Origin of the sequence: Actinopolyspora mortivallis (assembly GCF_003001495.1) — a bacterium.
GTDB lineage: Bacteria > Actinomycetota > Actinomycetes > Mycobacteriales > Pseudonocardiaceae > Actinopolyspora > Actinopolyspora mortivallis_A.
The window spans coordinates 1-22332 of the sequence record NZ_PVSR01000049.1 but is presented as its reverse complement, the minus strand read 5'-3'; the positions used below and the strand labels follow the sequence as shown (position 1 = coordinate 22332).

The window sequence follows — 22332 nt, the reverse complement described above, 5'->3', positions numbered from 1 at the left end:
ACCCCACCCTGCCCCCGCGCACCACCGCCTACCCCGCCGCGGGCAAGGCCAACGCCGAGGTCCGACTGGAACTGATCGACCTCGACGGGGCCCGGCGCCTTCCGGTGCGCTGGGACCACGAGAACCACCCGTACCTGGTCACCGTGCACTGGTCCGCGTACGGACCGCCGCTGCTGGCCGTGCAGACCCGGAACCAACGCAGTCAACCGGTGCTCGCCCTAGACACGGAGACCGGCGAGACCCGCGAAGTGCACCGGGAAACCGACGAGCACTGGGTGGAGATCAAGACCGGCTGGCCCGCCTGGACTCCCGAGGGCTCACTCGTGCGGATCTCACCCGTGGACGGGGCGTACCGCCTGCTGGTCGACGGCGAGGATCGCACCGGTGACGAACTGCAGGTCCGTGCGGTGCTGGACATCGGCGAGAACGACATCATGATCTCCGCCTCCGACGGGGACCCCACGCAGATACACGTCTTTCTGGTCGACGGTTCGGGAGTGCACAGGCTCAGCGACACTCCGGGGGTGCACGGTGCCGCACGCGGCGGCCCCGTCACGGTCCTGGCTTCGGCGGGGCTGCGGGAACTGCGGACCCGGACGCGGGTGCTGCGCGGAGGGGAGACCGTTGCCGAGATCCCCTCCCACGCGGAGGAGAGCACGATCGTCCCCCGAGTGGAACTCCTCCGACTCGGCGCACGGGAGCTCGCCGGGGCACTGCTGCTGCCCAGCTGGCACACGCCCGAGCACGGCAGCCTCCCCGTCCTCCTCGACCCCTACGGCGGACCGCAGGCACAGCGGGTGCTGCACCGCAGACACGGTTACCTGACCTCGCAGTGGTTCGCCGAACAGGGATTCGCCGTGCTGGTCGTCGACGGGCGCGGGACCGGCGGGCGCGGCCCGGCGTGGGACCGCGCCATCGCGGGGGACACGGCCGGACCGCCGCTTCAGGACCAGGTGGACGCCCTGCACGCCTGCGCCGCCGAGCACGATGAGCTGGACCTGAACCGGGTGGCGATCCGCGGGTGGTCGTTCGGGGGCTACCTGGCGGCCCTGGCGGTGCTGCGTCGTCCCGACGTGTTCCACACCGCGATCGCGGGGGCACCGGTCAGCGACTGGCTACTGTACGACACGCACTACACCGAACGCTACCTGGGTGATCCGAACGAGCACCCCGAGGTCTACACCGCGAACTCGCTGCCCCACCTGGCCGGAGAGCTGGGAGGAGAGCTACTGCTGATCCACGGGACGGTGGACGACAACGTGGTGTTCGCGCACTCCCTGCTGCTTTCCGAGGCCCTGACCAACGCGGGCAAGGCCCACACCCTGCTCCCCCTGCCCGGGGTCAGCCACATGCCCACCTCGGAGAGCAAGACCGAGAACCTGCTGCTGCTACAGCTGGACTTCCTGCGCAGAACACTGCCCTCCCCCCACGCCTGAGCCGGCCCGCCCCGTGGCGCCCGCCCGTTCACCGGCAGGGGTGCCACGGGGCCCGTCGACCACGGAGCCGCCTCCACGGTGCTCACGGGGCACCGACTCAGAGGATCTCCAACGGCCGGGACTGCCGCGGAGGCGGGAAGCGCCCGTCCAGTTCCCGCAGCTCCTCGTCCTCCAGCGTGATCTCCGACGCGGCACGGTTCAGGTCGACGTGCTCCACGGTGGCCGCTTTGGGGATCGCGCACACCCCCTCGGTGTTCAGCACCCACGCCAGGGCGATCTGGGCTGGGGTCACCCCACGCCGTTCGGCCAGGCTCCGCAGCACCGGATCCCCCAACAGACGGCCCTGCTCGATCGGAGAGTAGGCCATCACCGGCAGGCCCCGCTGCCGACACCACGGCAGCAGGTCGAACTCGGGACCGCGTCGGGTCAGGTTGTAGAGCACCTGGTCGGTCTGCACCCGCGCCCCGGCCGAGGTCCCGAACAGCTCGGTCATGTCGGCGGGATCGAAGTTGCTCACCCCGAAACCACGGATCTTCCCGCTGCGCTGGAGGTCCTCGAAGGCCTCCATCGTCTCCTCCAGGGGAACGGATCCTCGCCAGTGCAGCAGATACAGATCCAGGCGGTCGGTTCCGAGTCGCCGCAGACTGCGCTCGCAGGCGGCGACCGTACCGGCACGGTCCGCGTGATGCGGAAGGACCTTGGACACCACGAACGCCTCGTCACGTCGGCCGGACAGGGCCGTGCCGACCACCTTCTCCGCCCCACCGGATCCGTACATCTCCGCGGTGTCCACCAGACCGATCCCGAGATCCAGTCCGTGCCGCAGAGCTCTCACTTCCGCGTCGTGGTCGGAGGTGCGCTCCCCCATCCCCCAGGTCCCCTGGCCGAGGACGGGCAGCTCTCCTCCGTCGGGCAGTCGTAGACCACGCACAGTCATGCACCTTCCGTTGTCGCTCGAACGGGCGGTGCCGGGCGTGACCACCCTACCGACCTCGCCGAGGACCCCGTGGAAGGGTTCCCGTGGACTGCCGCAGCGGCAGCCACGAGGACCGAACAGCTGCGGAGGACGGGGACACGGTGACTAGCTACGCGCGTTCCGGTTCTCCCGGACCCGAACCACGACCCGAACGGGCGTACCGGCGAAACCGAAGGCCTCCCGGAACCTACGCTCCAGGAACCTGCGGTATCCGGCCTCCAGGAAACCAGTGCTGAACAGCACGAGTGTCGGCGGGCGGGTCTGTGCCTGCGTGGCGAACATGATCTTCGGCTGCTTACCCCCGCGGACCGGAGGCGGCTGGGCGGCCACGACCTCCGAGATCCAGGAGTTGATCCTGCCCGTGGAGATGCGCTGGTCCCACGACTCCAACGCCCGGCGCAGCGCGGGGGCCAGCTTGCCGAGCGCACGTCCGGTCTCGGCCGAGACGTTGACCCGTTCCGCCCACCGCACCTGGACGAGGTCGCGGTCGATCTCCTTCTCCAGCTTCCTGCGGCGCTCGTCGTCGACGAGGTCCCACTTGTTGTAGGCGATCACCAGAGCACGTCCGGCCTCGATGACGGTGCCGATGATCCGCAGGTCCTGCTCGGTCAGTGGGACGGAACCGTCGATGAGCACCACCGCCACCTCGGCGGCCTCGATGGCGGAGCGGGTGCGCAGGGAGGCGTAGTACTCGGTCCCGTCGGCCGTCTTCACCCGCTTGCGCAGACCCGCCGTGTCCACGAACCGCCAGACCTCGTCGTCCAGCTCCACCAACGAGTCCACCGGATCCACGGTGGTTCCCGCCGTCTCGTCGACGACGGCGCGCTGCTGCCCCACCAGCCGGTTGAGCATGCTGGACTTGCCCACGTTGGGCTTGCCCACCAGCGCGACCCGCCGTGGTCCCCCACTCGGGGAAAGCTGCTCCCGTGGTGTCTCCGGCAGTCGCCGCAGCATCTCGTCGAGCAGGTCACCGGAGCCACGTCCGTGCAGGGCACTCACCGGGTAGGGCTCCCCGAGCCCGAGGGACCACAGCTCGGCGACCTGCGCCTCCGCCGCCTGGTTGTCGACCTTGTTGGCCACGACCAGCACCGGACGGTCGGAACGGCGCAGCACCTTGGCCACGGCCTCGTCGGTGACGCTCACCCCCACGTTGGCGTCGACCACGAGCAGGATCGCGTCCGCCGTGGACATGGCCATCTCCGCCTGGGCGGTCACACTCGCGTAAACCCCCTCGGCGTCCGGGTCCCAGCCCCCGGTGTCGACGACGGTGAAACCGCGTCCGCTCCACACCGCGTCGTAGCTGACCCGGTCCCTCGTGACCCCGGGAGTGTCCTTGACCACCGCCTGACGGCGGCCCAGCAGCCTGTTGACCAGGGTCGACTTGCCGACGTTGGGTCTGCCCACCACGGCGACCACCGGCTGTGCGAGCGGCGTGTCCCGCTCGTCGTCCCACTGCTGCTCACCGAACCGGTCGTAGTCCGCCCAGTCCGACTCGTCGGACCAGGTTCCGTCGAGACCGGCGTCGCCGGCATCGGCAAGCGGTTCCTCACTCACGCCTCATTACCTCTCAGGTCTTCGTCTGGATCGTCGCGCTCGGGTCGGGATCCGTCCAACTCGGCGAGCAGCCCCACCAGCTCGGTACGTATCCGCTCGGTGGCCGCGGTCAACCCGGCCCTTCCCGGCCGCGGCGGCTCCATCGGTTCTCCGACGAGAACGTCCACTCCGGGACGGAAACGCCACCGCGACGAGCCACGAGCGGTTCCCCGGCAGGCCACCGGCACGATTCTGGCCCCGGCGGAACGAGCCAGCCAGGCCGCACCGTGTTGCGCGGCGGCCATCGTCCCCTGCCGGGTGCCCTCCGGGAACACTCCGACCACTCCTCCGGCCCGCAGTACACCGGATGCGGTCAGAAGGGCACCACGGTCGGCGACGCCCCTGCGGATCGGAACCTGTCCCAGCTTACGCAGCGCCCATCCGAGCGGCCCCCGGAACAGCTCGTGTTTCACCAGAAACGTCGCCCCCCGCGGCAACACCGCGAACAGCACCGGACCGTCGAGCAGCGAACTGTGGTTGGCCACCAGCACCACCGGACCGCTCTCCGGGAAACGCTCCCCGTGCCACAGGCGGATCCGCCACCCCGCGCGCAGTCCGAACCGCCCCACCCGACGGGCGAACCCGCGCAGCCCCGGAGAACTCCCCACCGGCAGCATACCCGGTGTGGGCCTCGCGGGTCGCACACCGTCACCGTCCGAGCTCATCACCGGCTTCGCTCCGAGCACGCCAGCAGTCCCCGTTGCGCGACGAGGTCGTGCAGTCGGCGCAGCACCTGCTCCAGGTCCAGCTCGGTGGTGTCCACCAACACCGCGTCCTCCGCCATCCTCAGAGGAGCGATCCCCCTGTTCGAGTCGAGCGAGTCCCTGCGCGTGACGTCGGCCCGCACACGCCGCGGATCGGACTCCCTGCCCGCCGCGGCGTCCTGGGCCGAACGGCGACAGGCCCTGGCCTCGGAGGAAGCGGTGAGATAGACCTTCAGCCCGGCCTCAGGGGAGACCACCGTGCCCACGTCACGCCCCTCGACGACGATCCCTCCGACGGGAGTGGTGGCCACCGTGATCAGTCGACGCTGCTGGGCCACCATGATCTCCCGCACCTCGGCAACGGCGGAGACGGCGGAAACGGCCTCGGTCACCGCGGCACCCCTGATCTCGGAGGCGACGTCGACCCCGTCGAGGGTCACCCCCGGGTGCTGCGGGTCGGTGCGCATCTCCACACGACAGCGGCGCGCCACCTCGGCCACCGCCTCCTGGTCGGTGGGTTCCCTACCGGCACGCAGCACCGCCAAGGTCACGGCACGGTACATGGCCCCGGTGTCCAGGTACGCAGCACCGAGGGAGCCGGCGAGACGACGGGCCGCGGTGGACTTTCCCGTCCCGGACGGCCCGTCAACCGCCACGATTCCGTTGAGCTCGGGCTGGGACACCTCGTATGACCTCCTCGTGCCGTGGCCGGAACGCATCGCCCGGTCGGACCAACCGACCGGACACTCATTCTGCCCGCCCGGTACCGAGCGCTCCCAATCGCGTCCCCGCCTCGACCGAGGGAGGGGCGAAAACCCCACCACCGGTTACTCGTGGAGCGGAAAAGCCCTAAGATCGAGGGCGTGGATGTCACCGTGACCCCGCTTCCGGGGCTGGGCACGCAGCAGGAGTTCACCACCGGGTCGGGACGCAGGATCGGGGTGATCACTCACCGGGACGGTCGCATCGAGCTGATCGTGTCGGACGCACAGGATCCGGACAAGATCTGCGCCGCGACCGAACTGACCGGTGAGGAGACCAGCACGCTCGCCAACCTGCTCGGCGCACCGCAACTGGTGGGCAAACTCACCGAGCAACAGCGTGAGGTGACCGGGGTGACCACCTGGCAGCTCCCGCTCGTACCCGGCTCCCCCTACGACGGCCGCACCCTCGGTGAGACCGAGATGCGCACCAGAACCTCCGTGTCGATCGTCGCCGTCATCAGGAACGGCTCGGTGCATCCCTCCCCCCGTCCGGATTTCGTGTTCGCCGGAGAGGACCTCGTGGTCATGGTGGGCACCACCGAAGGGCTCCGCGCGGCGAGCGAGATCCTGGAAAACGGCTGACCGCGAAGCCACTCATCGACGGATCCGGCTCCGTCCGGGACGCGCGTGTCCGGCGGGCGAGAGGAACCACGTGCAACACACGGCAACAGCGCTGATCGAACTGGGAGCCGTCTTCTTCGGCCTGGGCATCCTCGGGCGACTCGCCTGGAGGATCGGACTGTCCCCCATACCGCTCTACCTGCTCGGGGGACTCGCCTTCGGCCAGGGAGGGCTGGTTCCGCTGACCGGGATCGAACCGTTCACCGAGCTCGCCTCGGAGATCGGGGTGGTGCTGCTGCTGTTGCTGCTCGGCCTGGAGTACTCGGCGAGCGAGCTGGTCACCGGGCTGCGCCGCTCGTGGACGGCCGGACTGGTCGACGCCGTGCTCAACGCGGCTCCCGGCGCGCTCGTGGCCCTGCTGCTCGGATGGGGACCGACCGCCGCCCTGGTCCTGGCCGGGGTCACCTACATCTCCTCTTCCGGGATCATCGCCAAGATCCTGGCGGATCTCGGGCGACTCGGCAACAGGGAGACCCCGGTGGTGTTGTCCGTGCTCGTGTTCGAGGACCTGGCCATGGCCGTGTACCTGCCGATCCTGACGGCCCTGCTGGCCGGGGTGGGGATCATGGGAGGACTCGGCACCGTCGGCATCTCCGTGCTGGTGATCAGCCTGGTGCTGGTGCTGGCCCTGCGCTACGGGCGTTACGTCTCGGCGGTGGTGGACAGTCCCGACCCCGAGGTGTTCCTGCTCCGTCTGCTCGGAGCCGCGCTGCTGGTGGCCGGACTCGCCGCCCGGTTGCAGGTCTCGGCGGCCGTGGGGGCCTTCCTGCTCGGGATCGCCATCTCCGGGTCGACGGCGGCCAACGCCAGCAGGATGCTGACTCCCCTGCGGGACCTGTTCGCCGCGGTGTTCTTCGTGGTGTTCGGCCTCAACACCGACCCCTCGGCCATCCCTCCGGTGCTGCCCTTCGCACTGCTGCTGGTGGTGCTGACCACGACCACGAAGTTCCTCACCGGCTGGGTGGCCGCCGCCAGACAGGGGATCCGTCGGATGGGACGTGCCCGGGCGGGGGCAGCGCTGATCGCACGCGGCGAGTTCTCCATCGTCATCGCGGGACTGGCGGTCGGCTCGGGCGCGGTTCCCGGACAACTGGCCGCGCTCTCCACCACCTACGTGCTGCTGATGGCGGTCATCGGCCCGGTGGCAGCACGGGTCGTGGAACCCGTGGCCCACCGGGTCGTCAACACCGTGGCTGGGGCCCGGAGCTAGTCCCCGGGCGCCGGGGGCACCAGCAGGGTCCGGGGGCTCACAGTCCCACGGCGCGGTAGAGCGAACCCAGTTCCTTGTTGTTCAACGGTCGGATCGCCCCGGGGCGTTCGTTGGTCAGCCGCACCTCGCCGATCGCCGTGCGTACGAGCCGTTGCACGGGGTATCCCGTCTCCTTGAAGAGACGTCGCACGATGCGCTTGCGTCCCTCGTGCAGCACCACCTGGACCAGGGTCCGTGTTCCGCTGCTGTTGCGGTCGACGAGGCGGAAGGAGTCGACCCTGGCCGGCCCGTCCTCCAGTTCGACACCCTCCTGAACCCTGCGCCCCAGGTCTTTGGGAATGGGACCCTGCAACTCGACGAGGTAGGTCTTGGGCACCCGGTAGGAGGGGTGCATCAACCGGTTGGCCAGTTCCCCGTCGTTGCTGATCAACAGCAGCCCCTCACTGTTGAAGTCCAGTCTTCCCACGTGGAACAGTCCCGAGTCCCGCTTGGGCAGGTAGTCACCGATGCAGGGGCGGTCCTGGTCGTCGGACATGGCACACAGGATGCCCGGCGGTTTGTTGAGCAGCAGATAGGTGGCCTTCTGGTCGGTCACCACCCTGGTGCCGTCCACGTGGATCACCGATTCGTCGGGGTTCACGCGGGTACCGAGCGTGGTCACGGGCTGACCGTCGACCTCCACGCGCCCCTCGACGATCATCTCCTCGGCCGCTCGCCGGGACGCGACCCCAGCCTGCGACAGCACCTTCTGCAACCTAACCCCGTCCGCTCCGCCACCGGAAGCGCGGGTGTTCGCACCTGTCGAGTCACGTTTTTCAGACATCATCGATCGCATCCACTTCGGGCAACAGGGGGGCCAGCGGCGGCAGCTCCCGCAACGAGGACAGGCCGAGCCGTTCGAGGAACAACTCGGTCGTGCAGTAAGCGGTACCGCCGGAATCGGGGTCCGTACCGGCCTCGTGGATGAGCCCACGCGCCAACAGAGTACGTACTACCCCGTCCACGTTAACACCACGCACGGCGGCCACCTTCGAGCGCGTCACCGGTTGCCGGTAGGCGATGACCGCGAGTGTCTCCAGCGCCGCCCTGGTGAGCTTCGCCCGCTGGCCGTCGAGCAGATAGCGCTCCACCACGGGGGCGTAGACGTCACGGGTGTAGAGGCGCCATCCCTCACCCACCCTACGCAGCTCGATACCGCGTCCCGACTCCGTGTAGCCGGCGGCGAGCCGTTCCAGCGCAGCCGTCACCCGCTCAACCGGCTGCTGCACGACACCGGCCAGCAACTCCTCCCCCGCGGGCACGTCCACCACGAGCAGCAGCGCCTCCAACGCCGCCTCCAGGACCGCGTCCGACTCCAGGTCGGGCCACTGCCCTCCTCGTTCCGAGGAGCCGTTTCCCGAGTGCCGTGCCGTTTCCCCGGCGGACTCCCCTTCGACGGGGACCTCGCCCGTGTCGCCGTCTTCCTCCTCGGTCACCCGTAATCCTCTTCCTCGGCGCTGTCCCGTTCCCGGGCAGCGATCTCGCGTGCCTCTTCCACGCTGCCCCCCACCCAGCGCACCACCAGCTCCTCCAACGGAGCGGCCTGTTCGAACGTCACGACGGTCTCGCGGTACAACTCCAGCAGCGCCAGGAACCGCGCCACCTTCTCGAGCACGGTGCCGCAGTCCCGCACCAGCTCCGTGAATCCCGCGCTGGTCCTTTCGGCGAGCAACACACGCAGCACCGCCGCGTGCTCCCGCACCGAGACCTGGGGAGCGTGCAGGTGCTCCAACGAGACCGACGGAGGGGGTTTCGGACGGAACACGGCCGCGGCCACCTCGGCCAGACCGTGCGCATCGACCCCGAGCACCACCTCGGGCATCAGATCCAGATACCGCTGCTCCAGCGAAACGGCACGCGGATAACGACGTGCCGCCCCGGCCTCCCACTCCCGGAACGTCTCGGCCACCCGCTTGTAGGCCCGGTACTGCAACAGCCGCGCGAACAGGAGGTCCCGCGCCTCAAGCAGGGCGAGGTCCTCCTCGTCCTCCACCTCGGCGGCGGGAACCAGCCGGGACGCCTTCAGGTCCAGCAGGGTGGCCGCGACCACCAGGAACTCACTGGTCTCGTCCAGATCCGCGTGCTGGCCGAGTTCCTTGGTGTAGGCGATGAAGTCGTCGGTGACCCGGTGCAGCGCGACCTCGGTGACGTCGAGGCGGTGCTGGGAGATGAGCTGCAGCAGCAGGTCGAAAGGTCCCTCGAAATTGTCCAGCCGTACCGTGAAACGCCCTCCGGAGGACTCCTGGGCCGCGGCGACCTCGGAGAGCTCCCGTGACGCGTCCTCCTCAGCGGTTCGTTCCCCGCTCACCTCTGCCTTTCACTGACGAGTCACCGTGCTATGACCTCCCGCGCCAGTGCGCGGTACGCCTTCGACCCCGAGGAACGGGGAGCCCATCGGGTGATCGGCTCCCCGGCGACGGTGGTCTCCGGGAACCGGACGGTACGGTTGATCACACTGTCGAACACGATGTCCCCGAACGCCTCGACCACCCGGGACATCACCTCACGCGAGTGTAGCGTGCGCGGGTCGAACATGGTCGCGAGAATCCCGCTGATCTCCAGCTCCGGATTCAGCCGCTCCCGCACCTTCTCGATCGTGTCGATCAGCAGGGCCACTCCGCGCAGACTGAAGAACTCGCACTCCAGCGGGATCATCACCCCGTGCGCAGCGGCCAGCGCGTTGACGGTGAGCAGCCCGAGCGAGGGCTGACAGTCGATCAGCACGAAGTCGTAGTCGGCGACCACCGGACGCAGCGCACGTTCCAGCGCCTGTTCCCTGCCGACCTCGGCGACGAGCTGCACCTCCGCCGCGGAGAGATCGATGTTGCTCGGCAGCAGGTCCATCCCCGCCACGCTGGTCGATCTGATCACGTCCTGCAGCCCCACCGAACGCTCCATGATGACGTTGTAGATGGTCTGCTCCAGTTGGTGCGGCTGCACGCCGAGACCGACAGACAGCGCACCTTGCGGATCGAAATCGACCAGCAACACCCTGCGGCCGTACTCGGCCAGGGCCGCCCCCAGATTGATGGTCGAGGTGGTCTTGCCCACCCCGCCCTTCTGGTTGCACATCGCCAGCACCGAGGCGGGTCCGTGTTCCTCCAGTGGAGGGGGCTCCGGGATGTGCCGACGTGGTCTCCCCGTCGGACCGACGTCTCCACCGAACGGGTCGCCGTCGACGACCTCACCGTTGGCCGATTCCGAAGTGTCCGGGGTGATGCTCAGGTCGACCGCGCCCCGGTACCGCCCACCGGCGGAGGGCTGCGGCGTCGACATGGCGGTGGTGACTCCTTAATCGGGCGACTGCATTGCGGAAAACTCTGCGGTGCGCAGCCTAGGCCGCGCACACACACCACGGCAACGCGCCTCGCCGTCCAACCGGCGAAAACCGCGTCACCCGGCCAGGATATCCGAGGAACACCGCGGATATCACCGTTTCGGTTCCTGCGCGCGGGGATGGGTCGTGGCGTACACCTCGCGCAGTGTGCGCATCGTGATTCGCGTGTACACCTGGGTCGTCGCGACCGAGGCGTGCCCGAGCAGTTCCTGCACGACCCGGACGTCGGCCCCTCCCTCCAACAGGTGCGTGGCGAAGGAGTGCCGCAGCACGTGCGGGGACACCGCCGTGTCCACTCCGGCACGTTCGGCGGCGGACTTCAGAATCTGCCATCCCCCCTGTCTGGACAGTCTTCCCCCTCGGGCGTTCAGGAACAGCGCCGGAACCGAACGCGTCCTGCCCACCAGTCCGGGACGGGCCCGTACCAGGTAGGCCTCGAGCGTGTCGAGGGCGGGACGCCCCACCGGAACCCGACGTTGTCCCCCTCCCTTGCCGTCGAGCAGTACCGTGCGCTCCCGCGTGTCCACGTCGTCCACGTCCAGCCCGACCGCCTCGGAGATGCGCGCCCCACTGGAGTACAACAGTTCCAGCAGCGCACGGTCCCGCAGCCCTCGAACACCGGTGGCGACCCCCCGTTCCAGCAACCGCAGCACGTCGTCCACCGGCAACGCCTTGGGCAGACGCCGCGGCAGGGCGGGAGGGGTGACCTCGCGTGCGGGGTCGTGGTCGACCAGTCCCTCGGCGAAGGCGAAGCGGTGCAGTCCCCGCACCGCCACGATCGTGCGAGCCGCCGAGGCGGGGGCCAGCGCCACACCCCCGGACTCCCCGGTACGCAGAGTGGCCAGGAACTCCCCGACCACCCCGGAACTCACCTCACGCAGTGTTCGCACACCACGATCCGCCAGGTACGTTCCGTAACGTCGCAGGTCGCGCGTGTAGGCCTCCAACGTCGCCGAAGCGGTACCGCGTTCCACCGCGAGGTGGTTCAGATAGGCACCGAGCGTTCCGCCCAGGCCCTCCGGGAACTCCTCGAACTCCGCCACGGAAACACTCCGTCGAGCCACAGTACCGACGACGGCCCCGCCGACAGGCGGGGCATCTCACCCCCGTCCCCGCGCCGCGAACCGTCGCGGACGGTCGGTCCACTCCGCCTCGCTGCTTCTGGGGACCGCCCGTCCGTCCCGCACGGCCTGGGCCGCCAACAGCCCGGACACAGCCGGTGCGTTCACGATCTCACCGGAGAAAACGGCTTCGACGGCCCGGTCCAGTTCCATTCGGCGCACCACGAGGTCGGCCTCCTCGTCGGACACCGGCTCGGGCCGACCGACCTCGGAGAGTCCCCGGGCGAGATAGACCCGTTCGGCCTGGTCGGTGAAGCCGGGCGAGGCCGCGACATCCACCAGCACCGACCACTCCTGCGCGGCCAGTCCGACCTCCTCCGCCAGCTCGCGCCGTGCGGTGTGCAGGGGGTCCTCCCCCGCCACGTCGAGCAGCCCCGCGGGCAGCTCCCACAGCCTCCTGCCCAGCGGATAGCGGTACTGGTGGACGAGGACCACCCTGTCGTGCTCGTCCAGCGCGACCACCGCGACCGCACCGGGGTGTTCGACCACCTCCCTGCGGGAACGCCCTCCCCCCGGCATGGCGACCTCATCGCTGCGCAGCGCCAGGATGGCGCCGACGTAGACGTCGGAACTGGACAGTGTGTCGAACCGGTGTCGTCCGTCCGTCCGGTTGACCGGACCTTCCGCGGACCCGGCGTTGGGGGACATCGTGCTCCTCAGACGCTCGCTGCCGTGTGGGTGGACTCCGGAAGCTCCACCGGAAGTCTCTCGGCCGCCCGATAGTCCAGCGCGGCACGGACGAACGCGCTGAACAGCGGATGAGGCCGAGTGGGGCGGCTGGTCAGTTCCGGATGCGCCTGGGTTCCCACGAAGAAGGGGTGCTGTTCCCTCGGCAGCTCGAGGAACTCGACGAGCCGCCCGTCCGGCGAGGTTCCGGAGAACACCATCCCGGCGTCACTCAGCCGTTGCCGGTAGGCGTTGTTCACCTCGTAACGATGCCGGTGCCGTTCGGAGACCCGCAGGGTCCCGTAGGCCTGGGCCACGATCGAGTCCTCCCGCAGTTCCGCTGGGTAGGAACCCAGACGCATGGTCCCGCCCATGTCCCGTTCCCCCGCCACCACGTCGTGCTGGTCGGCCATCGTGCTGATCACGGGATGCTGGCAGGAGTCCGCGAACTCGGTGGAGTTCGCCTGGGGCAGCCCGGCCACGTTGCGCGCGAGCTCGATCACCATGCACTGCAGTCCCAGACACAACCCCAGAAGCGGGATGCCGTTCCTGCGGGCGTACTCGATCACCCCGAGCTTGCCCTCTATGCCGCGCACCCCGAAACCACCGGGGATCAGTATGCCGTCCACCCCGGAGAGCGCGCGCGCCGCGGCGGCCTCGTTCTCACAGTCGTCCGAGGGAACCCAGGAGATGTCCACCTTGGCATGGTGGGCGAACCCTCCGGCACGCAGCGCCTCGGTGACCGAGAGGTAGGCGTCGGGCAGGTCCACGTACTTGCCGACCAGCGCGATCCGCACCCGCTCCGTGGGGTTGTGCACCCGGTCCAGCAGATCGCTCCACACCGACCAGTCCACGTCGCGGAAGGGCAGACCGAGCCTGCGAACCAGGTAGGCGTCCAACCCCTCGGAATGCAGTACCCGCGGAATGTCGTAGATCGAGGGCGCGTCCGGGCAGGCCACGACGCCGTCGGAGTCGACGTCGCACATCAGCGCGATCTTGTTCTTGAGTTCGGTGGAAAGCTCGCGGTCCGCCCTGCACACCAGCGCGTCCGGGGCGATCCCGATGTTGCGCAGCTCCTTGACCGAATGCTGGGTGGGTTTGGTCTTGAGCTCCCCGGAGGGGGCGAGATACGGCACCAGGGAGACGTGCAGGAAGAAGCAGTGGTCACGCCCGACGTCGTGTCGAAGCTGCCTGCAGGCCTCCAGGAACGGGAGCGACTCGATGTCGCCGATCGTTCCACCGACCTCGGTGATGACCACGTCCGGGGTCTGCCCGTGTTCGTCGGGCTCGGCCATCGAACGGATACGGGCCTTGATCTGGTCGGTGATGTGCGGAATCACCTGTACGGTGTCGCCCAGGTACTCCCCCCGACGCTCCTTGGCGATCACCGAAGAGTACACCTGCCCGGTGGTGATGTTGGCGTTGCGGGTCAACGCACGGTCGAGGAAACGCTCGTAGTGCCCGATGTCGAGATCGGTCTCGGCCCCGTCCTCGGTGACGAAGACCTCCCCGTGCTGGAAGGGGTTCATCGTCCCCGGGTCAACATTGAGATACGGGTCGAGCTTTTGCATGGTCACCCGGAGTCCCCGGGAGGTCAGCAACTCGCCCAGGCTGGAAGCCGTGAGCCCCTTACCGAGGGAGGAGGAAACCCCTCCGGTAACGAATACGTGCTTGATCGTGCGTGCTTGCGGCACCAAGAAAAGCTCCCCGTGGTCGATGCCGTCACCGTACAGGTGTCTGTGCTGGCAGGAACCGTTGACACCGTCGTTCCCACGGGATTTCAGCGTATCGCACCGGCACGGCGACGCCCAGCCGGCCCCACCGCCGGCCACCGCCTCGGCCCCACCGACTACTCCACGCGCTCGTTGAATCATCCGGTCGAAGTATGTCGCCACTGCCGGTTGTCCGGCATCCTCGACCGAAGAGTGCTCACACCGACGGCCCGGCGGGACGCTCCCTCCCCGATCGCGCCGGGCCCCGGCCGGGCGGCTGTCACCTACCACACGCCGCCCGGCGCACTCGGAGCGAGCTGCGCGGCCGACGCCCTCACGGAAGCAGCCCCCGACCGAACTCGAGCACGGACTCCGCGAACCCCCACAGGAACGTGAAGCGGAGCCCCTCCCCGTGCACCACCACGGCGAGGAACCCCGCCAGCACCGCTCCGAGAACCAGCAGGAGCACCACCACGTTCGAACGGCGAGCCCGCTCGAGTTCCGACACGGCGGCACCGTCCACCACCTTGCCCCCCAGACGCATCCGGATCAGGAAGGTGGACGGGTTGGACCGAGCCCGCCGCGCGTCCAGGAACTCGTCGAGGGTGGCCCTGAAGCCGACGGTCACCACGAGGGAGGCACCGTGCACGTCGGCCAGCAACAACGCGAGGTCCTCCGGATTGCCTCCGGCGGGGAAGGTCACCGCGCCGAGCCCCAACTGCCGGATACGCTCCGTTCCCGGAGCGCTCCCGTCCGTTCCCGCCGGGATGACCACCTCCGCTGCGGCACCGAGGGCCCACTCGTCCACCGAGGTGGGATCTCCCACGACCACGTCCGGTTTCAGGCCGGCGGAGTGCAGCGTCTCGGCGCCCTTGCCCACTCCCACCAGCAGGGGAGAACACTCGCGGACGTAACGTCGCAGCCGACGCAGCTCGGTGTCGTGCCCTTCGCCCGGAGCCAGCACCAGCACGTGCCGTCCCGACATGTCGACCCTGAGCTCGGGAACCCCAATCCCGTCCAGCACGAGCATGCGTTCCCGGCGCAGGAACTCGACCGAGTTCACCGCGAAGTCCTCGATCCGTGCCCTCATCGCGGACTTGGCCTCGCTCATGCGGGCCGCCACGGTGTCGGACCGCTGCTCCGAACCGTGGACGATCAGCTGCTCCCCCTTCTTGTCGCGGAGGAACACCCCTCCGCTGTGCAGCCGCACGGTGGCCCCGTCCCGAATCCGGTGCAGCACCTCCCGACCCACGTCGTCGATCAACGTGACCCCGGCGGCCAACAGGACCTCGGGACCGAGATTCGGATACTTTCCCGAGATGGAGGAGGAAGCGTTGATCACCGCGGACGCCTCGCACTCGACGATCACCTCCGCCGTTCGACGGTCCAGATCGACCCGGTCGAGGAACACGATGTCCCGCGGGGCGATACGTGGCGGGAGTTCGCCGTCCCGCCGCTGCACCCGAGCGGTTCCGACGATGCCCGGCAAGGTTTCCTGCTGGCTTCCGAGCAGGTCAGTGAGTCGCATACACCGATGGTGACAAAACAAACACCAGGAGTTTCCGCGCCACGCCGAACAGCCGCCGTGACCCCCCTTCCGGGGGGCGTCACCCTCCCGCCGAGCTCCGCGCCCCGCACTCGGACTTGTACCGGTCGGCCACGGACAACAGTTCCTCGGCGTGGGCACGTCCGGTCTCGGTGGAATCCAGACCGGCCAGCATCCGTGCGAGTTCGGAAACCCGCTGCTCGTCGGAAACGATGCGCACGTCACTGTGGGTGAGTCCGGTGGTCTCCTGCGCCTTGTCCACCACGAGATGCCGGTCGGCGTAGGCAGCCACCTGCGGCAGATGAGTCACCACCACCACCTGGTGGCTACGGGCCAGCCGCGCGAGCCTGCGTCCGATCTCCACCGCAGCTCGTCCGCCCACTCCGGCGTCGACCTCGTCGAAGACGAGAGTGGGAACGGTGTCGGCGTCGGCCAGCACCACCTCCAGACCGAGCATCACGCGAGAAAGCTCTCCCCCCGAGGCTCCCTTGTGCAGCGGAAGCGGCGGCGCCCCGCCGTGGGCGCGCAGTCGCATCTCCACCTCGTCGACCCCTTCGGGGCCGGCGTGCAGCTCCTGTCCGTCCACCACGATCGACTCCTGGTCCCCGGCCCCGGCCCGCTGTGGGCGTACCACCACCTCGAACTCGGCCTGGGCCATGGCCAGTCCCGCCAGTTCCTCGGTGACCGCCTCGGACAACCGCCGCGCCGCCTCCACCCGGGCCGCAGTGAGGACACGCGCGTGCGTGACGAGCTGTTCGGCCAACCGGTCCCGGTGCGCGGCCAGCTCGGCGAGGGCCTCCTCGGAGGTGTCCATCCCCTGAAGCCGCTCCCGCGCCTGTTCGGCCCAGGCGAGAACACCGTCGATGTCCTCGGCGTACTTCCTGGTCAGCTGCTTGAGTTCCGCCTGGCGGGACAGAATCCGCTCCAGCTCGGCCGGATCGGCCTGCAAGTCGTCCAGGTAGGAGCTCAGCTCCGCACCGACGTCACTGAGCACCGCGGCGGCCTCCGAGAGCCGTCCTTCGAGTTCACGCAGCCGCGGGTCCTCCGCCCCTCCGAGAGACCGTCTGGCCTGCCCGACCAGCGTCACCGCCCCGGTGTCGTCGGGACTCTCCTCGGTCGCGCCACTGACCGCGGACAACGCGTTCGAGGCGATCTCGCGCAGCCGGTCGATGTCGGACAGCCTCCGCGCCCGCTCCACCAGTTCCACGTCCTCCCCCGGACGCGGATCGGCGTGCTCTATCTCGGAAAGGCCGTGACGCAGCAGGTCCGCCTCCCGTTCGAGCTCCCGTGAACGCTCCCTGCGGTCGGAAAGCTCCCGCACCACATCGAGCCACTCCCGTCGGATCCGTCGGTACTCGGCCAACGGCTCCTCCACGGCTCCTCCGGCGAACCTGTCCAACGCGCCGCGCTGCTCACCGGGGCGTAACAGGCGAAGCTGGTCGTTCTGTCCGTGCACCGCCAGCACCTGGTCCGCAAGCTCGGACAGCACCGTGTTCGGAACCGAACGTCCCCCGAGATGCGCGCGGGACCGTCCCTGCGCGTTGACACTGCGCACGGCGATCAGGCTTCCGTCCTCGTCCGGCTCCGCTCCCGCCTCCCCGGCGACCTCGGCCGCCGGGGAGTCCGGGGCCACGGTGAAACGCCCCTCCACCACGGCGCGTGTGGCCCCGGAACGCACGCGAGAACTGTCCGCACGCCCCCCACCCAACAGGTGCAGGCCGGTGACCACCATGGTCTTTCCCGCTCCCGTTTCACCGGTGACCACGGTCAGACCGGGGTGCAGCTCGAGAGTGGCCCCGTCGATCACGCCCAAGCCCTGGATGTGCATCTCCGCCAACACAGCACGCACCCTAGCGGGAATCGAGCCGGTTCGGGGGCCCCGGCTCACCGGTGCTGCGTTCCCCGTGGGGACAGCGGCACCGACTCCTCCGGCGCGGCGGAGGGCAACGACGACTACTCGGAGACCGGACCCCGCCAGCCCTGCACGGGGAGCTCGAACTTGCGTACCAGACGATCCGTGAACGAGGTGTCGTGCAACCGCACCAACCGCAACGGATTCTCCGAGGCCAACACCTCCACCCGTGCCCCGGCAGGAAGGTCGAAATGCCGCTGGCCGTCGCAACAGAGCACCGCGTCGTGCCCGTTGTGGTCCACCTCCAACGCCAGCACCGAATCACGGGCCAGCACCAACGGGCGGGCGAACAGGGCGTGGGCGTTGCTCGGTACGACCAACAACGCCTCCACCTGTGGCCAGACCACCGGACCTCCGGCGGAGAACGCATAGGCGGTCGACCCCGTGGGGGTGGAACACAGCACCCCGTCGCATCCGAAGGTGGAAACCGGGTGACCGTCCACCTCCACAACCACGTCCAGAATGCGCTCCCTGCTGCTCTTCTCGACGCTGGCCTCGTTGAGCGCCCAGGTCGTGGCGAGCACCTGGTTCCCGAGTCTGGCCGTGACGTCGATGGTCATCCGCTCGTCGACGTGGTAGCGCCCCTCCACCACGGCGTCGACCGCCTCGTCCAGGGCGTCGAAGTCGGCTCCGGCGAGGAAACCGACCCTGCCGAGGTTCACTCCGAACACGGGAACCCCGGCCATTCTGGCCAACTCGGCGGCGCGCAACAGTGTCCCGTCCCCGCCCAGCACCAGAACCAGTTCGGTCCCCTCGGCCGCCAACGGCCCGGGAGCCACCACCACGCTGTAACAGGCGGGGCTGAGCTGCGGAGCCTCCTCGGCGAGCACCCTGACCCGCATTCCGGCCCCGATCAGCCTGCCCGCGACCTTCTCCGCGGTGCCCAGGTTGTACTGCCTGCCGGTGTGGACCACGAGAAGAACGTCGCGAGTCACGGAGCGCCCCCCTTTCCGCCCACTCGCTCCGACGTCCGCCCTCCCGCCAGCTGCTCACCGGGGGAGGAGGTGACCGCCTCGGTCACCATGGTGGTCACGTCGGGGCCGTCCGCACGAACCCGCTGGTTCAACCACACGAAGTACTCCACGTTGCCCGAGGGACCGGGCAACGGACTCGCCGTCACGGCCTGCGGACGGAGCTCGTGCTCGGCGGCGGTGGCGATCACTCCGAGCACCGCCTCGGCGCGCAGCGCCGGATCCCGCACCACGCCCCCCGCGCCGAGACGCTCCTTGCCCACCTCGAACTGCGGCTTGACCATGAGCACCAGATCGGACTCCTGGTGCACACACTCACTGAGCGCGGGAAGGATCAACCGCAACGAGATGAAGGAGAGATCCGCCACCACCAGGTCCACGGGTTCGCCCACGTCCGCGCGCTCCAGGTGTCGCACGTTCTTCCGCTCACGGACCACGACCCGCTCGTCGGTGCGCAGCTTCCAGTCCAACTGCCCGTAACCGACGTCGACGGCGATGACCTCACGGGCGCCGCCGCGCAGCAGCACGTCGGTGAAACCTCCCGTGGAAGATCCCGCGTCCAGACACCGACGCCCTTCCACTCCGAGCCCGTCAGCGCCGAACACGTCGAGCGCCCCCAACAGCTTGTGGGCACCTCGCGAGACCCATTTCGGGTCCTCGAGATCCTGGGCTACCACGATCGAGGCATCCTCCTCCACCGAGGTCGCGGCCTTGTGCGCCACGAAGCCACGAACCGTGACCCGCCCTTCGGAAATCAGTTCGGCGGCGTGCTCCCGGGAACGCGCGAGCTTGCGCCGTACCAGTTCCGCGTCCAACCGTGCTTTGCGAGGCACCGCCTCAACTCCCGCTACCACTCGCTCCGGACAACAGTTCGTCGGCCCGGTTCAAGGCGTGTGTCAGCGCCTCGTGCACCGCTTCGAACCTGGCGACATGTTCGGAAACAGGCAGTTCGTCCAGCTCGTCCAATCCCCGCATACGTTGCCGGACGTCCGCCTCAGCCGCACGAACCCCCTCCGTGCTCGCGTCGGCGAGCCCGTCCGCCTCCCCCTCGGAGTATCCCGTAGAATCCATCGGTTTCCCGCCTCGTCCACACCAAAACAGTGATACCAATCACAACACCCGAAAGCCACCCCCGGAAAGAGCCCGGGAGTCGTGAACGACACCACCACGCTATCGGATGACGAGGAGAATCGGGCACGAGCGCAACGTCACCACGAGGCGGCACCGAACACCACGGCACACTCCCCGGCGGGCTCGTGGATCAGCGGTCGGTGCCGCTGTCCAGTCCCAAACGGGACAGCGTCCGCTGCGCCCGGCGATCCCCGGAACGTACCCGCACCGGCCCGCCCGCGGCGCTCCACCACACGGCACACAGGGTCCGCAAGGCGGTCAGGTCCTCCCGTTGGGGACTCCGTCGAGGAGCCTGCTCCCGACGGTGCTGCGTTCCCGGGGAGCTCAACGTCACTCCGTCCCCGGTCACCTCGGCCTTCCACTCCGGTTGGGGAGTGATCGCGGACTCCTCGGCGGGAACGCACAACGCCGTCAGGTCGGCTGCCAGATAGTCGGGACGCGTCTCGGGAGGAGCGGCGAGCACGTCAGCGGCCCCGCTCACACCGGTCAGCACCAACATCGAGGACATGTCCGCTCCTCGTGCCCCGGCCGTGTCCGTTTCCAACCGGTCCCCGACGAACAACGGTTTCGTCGTCCCGACGGCGGCATGGCTCAGGAGCGGCTTCTCGGGTTTGCCCGCGACCACCGGGCTATGTCCGGTCGCCGCTTCGAGAGCGGCCACCAAGGAACCGTTCCCCGGGAGCTCACCACGTTCGGTGGGCAGAGTGGTGTCCCTGTTGCAGGCCACCCAGACAGCCCCGGCACGGATCGCCAGGCAGGCCTCGGCGAGGTCCCTCCAGGTCGTTGCCTCGGAATGTCCCTGCAGAACCCCGGCAGGTGCCTCGTCCGCGCCACGGACGGGGCGTAGTCCTCGGGAAACCACTTCCTCGGCCAACGCCTCGGTGCCGAGCACCAGCACGGAGTCCCCGGCAGTGAGCCGCTCGGCCAGCAACGCCGCGCCCGCCTGAGCGCTGGTACTCACCTCGGAGGGGGTGGCCGGTATCGACATGGAGTTCAGTTTCTCGGCCACCTGTTCGGGACGGTTCGACGCGTTGTTGGTCACGTAGCGGACCGATACCGGTATGGCCCCCAGTCGCGAGAGCGTCGGGACGGCTCCCGCGACGGGGGTTCCTCCCCGATACACGGTGCCGTCCAGATCCAGTAACAACGCGTCGTAGTCTTCGGCCAGCATACGTGCCCCGTTCACCTGCACCGTCACCACTCGGAATCCTTCCGGAGGCACCCTCCGTCGAGGAACCCTGGACAAGGATCCTCGGTCAACGGTCGGATCCCGGAAGACGTGGATCAGTCCCAGACACCCAGATCGACGTCGTGCGCGGGTCCTTGTCCACTCGTCCCCTCTTCACCGGGATGCTGCTCGGCAGCGTCGACGTCCACCTGCTCCACCAGTCTCTCGGCCTCCTCCGGACCTCCGAGCAGGGGAACCAGTTCGTCCAACCGTTCGGGAGCGTCGGTGGCTTCCTCGTCGTCGGCGTTGGCCGCGTGGACGAACCAGGTGAAAGCTTCCTCGTTGCGCCCCACCGCGGCCAGGTTGTCGGCGTAGGCGTAGAACAGCCGCGCACTCCACGGATTCCGCTGTCTGGGATCGAGCTCGGGGAGCTGCAGGCTGACCACGGCGGCCTCGAGCTGCCCCAGATCGCGGCGTGCTCCGGCCGCGACGATCCGCAGCTCGATCTCCTCGTCCTTGGGAAGACGGTTGGTTTCCTCGGAACGGAGCAGTTCCAGAGCACGCTGGGGTCGACCCATCGCCCGTTCACAGTCGGCGATCATCGCCAGATGTGACTGCCCGCCCATCCGACGCGCAGCACGCAACTCCGACAGTGCCTCGCTCCAGTTGCCCACGTGGTAGGCCGTGACACCGTTGGCTTCGCGCGCCGCCGGAGTTCGTGAGGCCTTCTTCCTCGCGTAGCGTGCGTGCTCCAGGGCCTTCTCCGGCTCGGAGTCGAGCAGCATACCGGCGGCCACCACGTGAGCGCCCACGTCCTCGGCCACCATCTTCGGCAACGATCGGAAGTCTCGGCGTACTTCCGGATCCAGCTGGGAGACATCCACGTCGGGTGGCAGCTTCGGTGCCCTCGGACGGGACTCGTCACGCTCCGAGAACTCCTTGTTCCCACGGGAGTTCTCTCCGCGTCTGGGACGGCCCCTACCAGCGGCCCGCTTCTCGGAGTCACGGAAGGAGTCCGTGCGCTCCCGTCGGCTCCGGTTCGTACGCTCGTTGCGTCTGTTGTCGTGGCGGTCCCGGTGCTGGGGGCCTCCACGGGCACGATCACGGTGATCACGTTCGTTCTTGGAAAAACGTCCGTTCCGTTCGGATCCGGCGGGCTTACCCCGATTCTGTGGTTTCCGGTTCCCGCCCTTCGGACGGGCTCCCTTGTCCCTCGGAGGTTTGCCACGACCGGCGGAATCACCGGTGTCGCTTCCTCGACTCCGAGAATCACGCCTGTCGTCAGAATCAGACACCGGACCTCCCGAAACTCATGAGAACGGACAACACCAGCCTAACCGCCCGAGCACACAGGCATCACCGCAGTCGGGTCCGCTTCGGGAGGTTGCCGGGAGAGAAAGGGGATGTCGAGGGTGGGTGTGGTGG

General features: G+C 68.8%; 21 protein-coding genes. 3 read left to right on the top strand and 18 right to left on the bottom strand.

Features of this window, described 5'->3' with window-relative positions; genetic code table 11:
* Positions 1–1436: S9 family peptidase (locus CEP50_RS18185; RefSeq protein ID WP_106115148.1), on the top strand; the 1436-nt coding region annotated here is incomplete at its 5' end.
* A 97-nt stretch (positions 1437–1533) separates the two neighbouring features.
* Here CEP50_RS18185 and CEP50_RS18180 read toward each other — a convergent pair.
* The 4 genes from CEP50_RS18180 to cmk form a co-directional block, all read right to left on the bottom strand.
* The gene (locus CEP50_RS18180; RefSeq protein ID WP_106115153.1) at positions 1534–2367 is read right to left on the bottom strand and encodes an aldo/keto reductase; all 834 of its coding nucleotides are present in this window, start codon (positions 2365–2367) and stop codon (positions 1534–1536) included.
* A 150-nt stretch (positions 2368–2517) separates the two neighbouring features.
* Positions 2518–3966 (bottom strand): ribosome biogenesis GTPase Der, encoded by a 1449-nt coding sequence (gene der / locus CEP50_RS18175; RefSeq protein ID WP_106115147.1) that lies wholly within the window; start codon positions 3964–3966, stop codon positions 2518–2520.
* Complete coding sequence (locus CEP50_RS18170; RefSeq protein ID WP_106115152.1) at positions 3963–4670, bottom strand: lysophospholipid acyltransferase family protein; 708 nt, start codon at positions 4668–4670, stop codon at positions 3963–3965. Before CEP50_RS18170 ends, der begins: the two co-directional genes overlap by 4 nt.
* Complete coding sequence (gene cmk / locus CEP50_RS18165) at positions 4670–5392, bottom strand: (d)CMP kinase (protein WP_181188445.1); 723 nt, start codon at positions 5390–5392, stop codon at positions 4670–4672. The genes CEP50_RS18170 and cmk overlap by 1 nt, the downstream gene beginning before the upstream one ends.
* A 180-nt stretch (positions 5393–5572) precedes the next feature.
* Here cmk and CEP50_RS18160 point away from each other — a divergent pair, with 180 nt between their 5' ends.
* Positions 5573–6055: a cation:proton antiporter regulatory subunit gene (locus CEP50_RS18160; RefSeq protein ID WP_106115146.1), complete on the top strand. Its 483-nt coding sequence runs from the start codon at positions 5573–5575 to the stop codon at positions 6053–6055.
* Between the two features lie 70 nt (positions 6056–6125).
* Complete coding sequence (locus CEP50_RS18155) at positions 6126–7304, top strand: cation:proton antiporter (protein ID WP_106115145.1); 1179 nt, start codon at positions 6126–6128, stop codon at positions 7302–7304.
* A 37-nt stretch (positions 7305–7341) separates the two neighbouring features.
* On the opposite strand, the gene CEP50_RS18150 is transcribed toward CEP50_RS18155, so the two are convergent.
* The 14 genes from CEP50_RS18150 to CEP50_RS20655 form a co-directional block, all read right to left on the bottom strand.
* Positions 7342–8127, bottom strand: coding sequence for a pseudouridine synthase (locus tag CEP50_RS18150; protein WP_106115144.1), 786 nt, complete (start codon positions 8125–8127; stop codon positions 7342–7344).
* Positions 8120–8779, bottom strand: coding sequence for an SMC-Scp complex subunit ScpB (gene scpB, locus CEP50_RS18145; RefSeq protein WP_106115143.1), 660 nt, complete (start codon positions 8777–8779; stop codon positions 8120–8122). The genes CEP50_RS18150 and scpB overlap by 8 nt, the downstream gene beginning before the upstream one ends.
* Entirely contained in the window at positions 8776–9651 is an 876-nt protein-coding gene (locus CEP50_RS18140) for a segregation and condensation protein A (RefSeq protein WP_106115142.1), read from the bottom strand. The genes scpB and CEP50_RS18140 overlap by 4 nt, the downstream gene beginning before the upstream one ends.
* Before the next feature lie 20 nt (positions 9652–9671).
* A complete protein-coding gene (locus CEP50_RS18135; protein ID WP_106115141.1) occupies positions 9672–10619 on the bottom strand; it encodes a ParA family protein in 948 nt (315 codons plus the stop codon).
* Between the two features lie 153 nt (positions 10620–10772).
* Entirely contained in the window at positions 10773–11723 is a 951-nt protein-coding gene (locus CEP50_RS18130) for a site-specific tyrosine recombinase XerD (protein WP_106115140.1), read from the bottom strand.
* A 57-nt stretch (positions 11724–11780) separates the two neighbouring features.
* Positions 11781–12449, bottom strand: coding sequence for an NUDIX domain-containing protein (locus CEP50_RS18125; RefSeq protein WP_106115139.1), 669 nt, complete (start codon positions 12447–12449; stop codon positions 11781–11783).
* An 8-nt stretch (positions 12450–12457) separates the two neighbouring features.
* Entirely contained in the window at positions 12458–14161 is a 1704-nt protein-coding gene (locus CEP50_RS18120) for a CTP synthase (RefSeq protein WP_258175398.1), read from the bottom strand.
* Positions 14162–14513: 352 nt separating this feature from the next.
* Positions 14514–15707 (bottom strand): putative cytokinetic ring protein SteA, encoded by a 1194-nt coding sequence (gene steA, locus CEP50_RS18115; RefSeq protein ID WP_106115138.1) that lies wholly within the window; start codon positions 15705–15707, stop codon positions 14514–14516.
* Positions 15708–15786: 79 nt separating this feature from the next.
* Positions 15787–17565 (bottom strand): DNA repair protein RecN, encoded by a 1779-nt coding sequence (gene recN, locus CEP50_RS18110; RefSeq protein ID WP_106115137.1) that lies wholly within the window; start codon positions 17563–17565, stop codon positions 15787–15789.
* 113 nt (positions 17566–17678) lie between these two features.
* A complete protein-coding gene (locus CEP50_RS18105) occupies positions 17679–18572 on the bottom strand; it encodes an NAD kinase (RefSeq protein WP_106115136.1) in 894 nt (297 codons plus the stop codon).
* Positions 18569–19441, bottom strand: a complete 873-nt coding sequence (locus CEP50_RS18100) for a TlyA family RNA methyltransferase (protein WP_258175397.1) — start codon at positions 19439–19441, stop codon at positions 18569–18571. The genes CEP50_RS18105 and CEP50_RS18100 overlap by 4 nt, the downstream gene beginning before the upstream one ends.
* Positions 19442–19445: 4 nt before the next feature.
* Positions 19446–19679 (bottom strand): hypothetical protein, encoded by a 234-nt coding sequence (locus CEP50_RS18095; protein WP_106115134.1) that lies wholly within the window; start codon positions 19677–19679, stop codon positions 19446–19448.
* A 190-nt stretch (positions 19680–19869) separates the two neighbouring features.
* On the bottom strand, positions 19870–20910 hold the full coding sequence (locus tag CEP50_RS18090) for an HAD hydrolase-like protein (RefSeq protein WP_106115149.1): 1041 nt from the start codon (positions 20908–20910) through the stop codon (positions 19870–19872).
* A 113-nt stretch (positions 20911–21023) separates the two neighbouring features.
* Positions 21024–21734, bottom strand: a complete 711-nt coding sequence (locus CEP50_RS20655) for a tetratricopeptide repeat protein (RefSeq protein WP_374957108.1) — start codon at positions 21732–21734, stop codon at positions 21024–21026.
* Between the last annotated feature and the right edge of the window lie 598 nt (positions 21735–22332).